The sequence below is a fragment of the Actinomycetota bacterium genome (genome assembly GCA_036280995.1).
Classification (GTDB): domain Bacteria; phylum Actinomycetota; class CALGFH01; order CALGFH01; family CALGFH01; genus CALGFH01.
In genome coordinates this window covers 1-4,091 of the sequence record DASUPQ010000108.1, presented here as the reverse complement: position 1 = coordinate 4,091, position 4,091 = coordinate 1, and the positions used below count along the sequence as shown (strand labels likewise).

At 71.2% G+C, this 4,091-nt stretch carries 3 protein-coding genes and 1 pseudogene; 2 read left to right on the top strand and 2 right to left on the bottom strand.

Annotated elements, in window-relative coordinates; genetic code table 11:
- Nucleotides 1-260 precede the first annotated feature (260 nt).
- On the top strand, nucleotides 261-671 hold the full coding sequence (locus VF468_03295; protein ID HEX5877338.1) for a hypothetical protein: 411 nt from the start codon (nucleotides 261-263) through the stop codon (nucleotides 669-671).
- Between the two features lie 174 nt (nucleotides 672-845).
- Nucleotides 846-1,625 (top strand): annotated as a pseudogene (gene istA / locus VF468_03290) (IS21 family transposase).
- A 51-nt stretch (nucleotides 1,626-1,676) separates the two neighbouring features.
- Here istA and VF468_03285 read toward each other — a convergent pair.
- Nucleotides 1,677-3,728: a recombinase family protein gene (locus VF468_03285; protein HEX5877337.1), complete on the bottom strand. Its 2,052-nt coding sequence runs from the start codon at nucleotides 3,726-3,728 to the stop codon at nucleotides 1,677-1,679.
- Nucleotides 3,729-3,809: 81 nt separating this feature from the next.
- Nucleotides 3,810-4,091 (bottom strand): hypothetical protein (locus tag VF468_03280; GenBank protein HEX5877336.1); only part of this gene is annotated, 282 nt, incomplete at its 5' end.

The window sequence follows — 4,091 nt, the reverse complement described above, 5'->3', positions numbered from 1 at the left end:
GGCCGCGGATCGTCCTGCCCGCGGTGGCCGCGGCTGGACCTACGGTGAGCACGTGGTGGCGGCGCTGCGGTTCTGCGGCGCGGTGCTCCGCGCGGCCCGCGCCCAAGCTGGGCGCCCGTTCCTGCCGGTACTGGTGCCGCGGCTGCGGGCGTGTGGCGAGCTGGGCATCGACGGCGAGATGGTGCCGGGCTGTATGCCAGGAGCGCGGCGGCCCGCCAGCTCGCGTCGCCGCCGCGGTCCGGGCCGGGGCCTGGTTCAGCGTGACCGCCCGGATGACCCGGCCGGTGCTGGCCGCGATCGCAGCGATCCCCGAGGACGCCTGGACCCCGATCACCTACCCGAACGCGGTCTGGGACGACGAGGAGCAGGCCTGGATCTCCGACGCCGAGGTCGCCGAGACCACTTTCACCGCGTTCACCTCCCGCCGCAAGCGCGACCACGTGGAGTGCCGGCTGGTGGTGCGCCGGGTGAAACGGCTCCAACCCCCGCGGCAGGGCGAGCTGTTCGGCGCCTACTGGCATCACGCGTTCATCACCAACACCACCCTCGTCGTGGTCCAGGCCGATCAGCATCACCGCGACCACGCGGTGATCGAACAGGTCATCGCCGAGCTCGAGGACGGCCCGTTGGCACACCTGCCCTCGGGCCGGTATGCGTGTCAGCGATCATGAAATTCCCCAGGTCTGAGGGGTCCGCGATCACGTAATTCCCCACCCTGGCCGATCACGTATTTCCCTATGGGGACGACGTGCGTGTCGGGCGGGTCTGGTCCTTGTCAGGGATGAGGCTCCGGCTCACCAACCGGTGAGCGAAGGAGCCCACAGATGGCGAGGAGGACGTTCGACATGGTCGATTTGGTGGAGATCTACACCCATTGGGACGCGGGCCGGACTCGGGCCCAGATCGCGCGGAGCCTGGGGTTGTCGCCCAAGACGGTACGGAAGTATCTGGCGCCGTTGGCGGCGGCGGGGATGAGCCCGGGGGAGCCTGTCCGGGACGAGGCGGTATGGCGCGAGCTGGCCGGGCAGTGGTTCCCGGAGTTGGCCGATGCCCGGCTGCGGCAGCTGACCTGGCCCCAGATCGCGGCCCACCACGACTACATCGTCGACCAGCTGGAGGCCGGGGTGACGGCGGCCACGATCCACCAGCGGCTGGTCGACGAGCGTGGCGTGGACGCGTCGGTGGCGTCGTTGCGGCGGTGGATGCGGGCCAACCTGCCCGAAGAGGTACGCCGGTCCCAGGTCAAGGTGCTGCGGCCCACCCCGGCCGAGCCGGGTTCGGAGGCTCAGATCGACTACGGCCGGCTGGGGATGTGGGCCGACCCGCAGACCGGCCGACGCCGCACGGTGTGGGCGTTCGTGATGGTGCTGGCGTGTTCGCGGCACATGTTCGTGCGGCCGGTGCTGGTGATGGACCAGGCCACCTGGACCGAGTGCCACGTCTTGGCGTTCGAGTTCTTCTCCGGTGTGGTCGCCCGGCTGGTGCCGGACAACTTGAAGACCGGGGTGGACAAGCCGGACCTGTACGACCCGAGGATCAACCGGTGCTACGGCGAGATGGCCGCCCACTACGGCACGCTGATCGACCCGGCCAGGGCGGCCAAGCCGAAGGACAAGCCTCGGGTTGCATACTGCGCCTCCTCGGGTTGATGGGCTGGTTGTTTCTGGTTGTGCTGGTCACCGCGCGTTGGTGGGTCTTCCGATCTTGGGTCGCTGGGGTGGGTTGTCGGGGTCGGGCCGGTGGTAGAGCATCTCGCCCTTGTCGTTGTATCGGAGGCGGCCGACAATCCCGGCCCGCCACCAGTTCTTGACGGTCTGGGGGCTGATACCGAGCTGTTTCGCCGTCTCGGTGGGGGTGAGCATGCCTGCCTGCCGGAGGCGTTGGCGACGGCTGCGCAGCCGGTAGGCGCGGATGATTCGGTCGACGGCGGGTCGGTGGAACGGCTGGCCGGTGCCGCTGGTCAGGCCGCGGGCGTTGAGGATGTCGGCGATCTCACCGCTGACGTGCCGGTCGAGCAGGTCGTCGACGGCGGCGACGATCTCGGCGGGGGTTCGTCGCTGCTCGTGCGCGGGCCTGGGGGCGGGCACGGTGAGCGTGGTGTGCTGGCCGCCGGGGAAGCGCAGGTGCGCGGTGATGGTCTCGGCGTCGCGGTGCACGGTGACGTCGGTGAGCAGTAGCCGGGCGATGCGTTTGCGTTCCCGGGCGGGGGTTGCGGGGTCGTGCCAGATCGCGGGCAGGTCGGTGACCAGTTGGTCGATGCGGGCGCGTTGGGCGTCGGTGGGGGTGCCGGTGTGCTGCTCGCGGGCCTTGTCGTAGGTCTGTTGCGCCTCGTTCTGGGCGCGCAGGGCGGTGTTCCAGTCGGCTTCGAGACTGTCGGCGACGAGCCGGTTGGCGGGGTCGACGGCGAGGTAGCGTCGGCGGGCCAGGTCGGCGTGGTAGCGGGCGCGCTCGACCTGGGCGGCGCGCATCCGGTCGGCTTCGTCGGCGCGTTGCTCAAGTTCGGCGGACACGGCGAGCGCGGCCTCGACGGCCAGTGGGGACAGGGTCTGCAGCAGCAGCTGCCCGATGCTGTGGTCGAGGTCGGCGCCGGGGATGGAGGCGCAGATCGGTTCGGCGTTGTCGATGCCGGCGCGTTGGCACAGGTAGTTGGGGATGGTCTTGGTGCGGCGGCGGTGGTAGCGCACGGTCATCCGCTGCCCGCACCTGCCGCAGACGATGATTCCCTGCAGCAGCGCGGGCCCTTCGCGTGGTGGTCCGCCGGCACGGTCGCGGCCGTGGGCGGCGGCGTTGGCGGCCAGCCGGGCGCGGTTGGCGTCGAACTGCTCGAGGGTGATGTAGCCGGGATGGGAGTCCGGGATGAACGCGATCCATTCCTCGCGCGGCAGGGTGGTGGTCGACCACTTCCCGCTGGGCAGTTTGTGGTGCCGGTGGCGGCCGTAGGTGAACGCGCCGGCGTAGCGGGGGTTGTGCAGCACCCGCAGCGCGGTGTGGTGTTGCAGCGGCTTCCAGTCCAGCTCGCCCTTGCGGGGCCCGGTGAGGTGCCGCCAGGGGAAGGACAGGCCGGCGGTGCGGAAGGCCTTGACGCAGGCGGTCGCGGATCCGGTGGCGGTGAAGGTGTCGAACAGGTGCCGGATGGCGTGCTGCACGCCGGTGTCGGGGTCGAGCACCACGTGGCCGGCGGCGTCGTAGACCAGCCCGACCGGCAGCGGGGTGGCCAGCTCGCCGCGGCGGGCCTTGGACAGCACCCCGCCGCGCAGCCGGGCCTTGATGAAGTGCAGTTCGGCCTCGCTCATCTGGCCCTTCATGCCGAGCAGCAGCCGGTCGTTGAACTGGCGGGGGTCGTAGAGACCGTCCTCGTCGCATATCAGGGTGCTGGTCATCGCGCACAGCTCGAGCAGCTGGTGCCAGTCGGCGGAGTTGCGGGCCAGCCGGGAGCATTCCAGGCCGAGCACGATCCCGGCCCGGCCCAGCGACACCTCGGCGACCAGGTGCTGGAACCCTTCCCGGTCCGCGGCGCTGGCGCCGGAGTGGCCCTGGTCGACATCGATCACGCTGATCTGCTGGTCGGTCCAGCCCAGCGCGATCGCCCGGCCGCGCAGGTCGTACTGGCGGTGCGCGGACTCGGCGTTGTGGATGACCTGTTTGAGGGTGGATTGGCGCACATACAGCAGCGCCGGCTTGCCCAGCTGGGCGGCGGTCACCTTCGATGCCGCGGAATCGGTGAACACCAGGCATGCTCCTTCCCGCCGAGCACGGCGGTGACAAGAACGGTCGCGGAGAGACGGACAGGGTGAGGACTGACCGGTGGATCAGGTGCCGGCGAGCGCGACGGCGGCCAGCGCGTCGACGAGCTCGGCGGCGATCGGGGCCGGCACCGTCCCGGCCGACGCCGGTGGCGGTGCCGGCGCTGGGCGGGACAAGGGGTCGGGGGCGAGACGCGCCAGGGCGCGGCGCCAGGCGGTCACCCCCTGGCGGGTGAGCACGGCGAGGCCGAGCGGGAACGCCTCGGCGCGCGCGTGCAGGGCGGCGTGACGCAGATCTTCGTAGCGGGCGTCGAGCCCGCCACCGGGAACGGCAGCACCGGCCTGGCC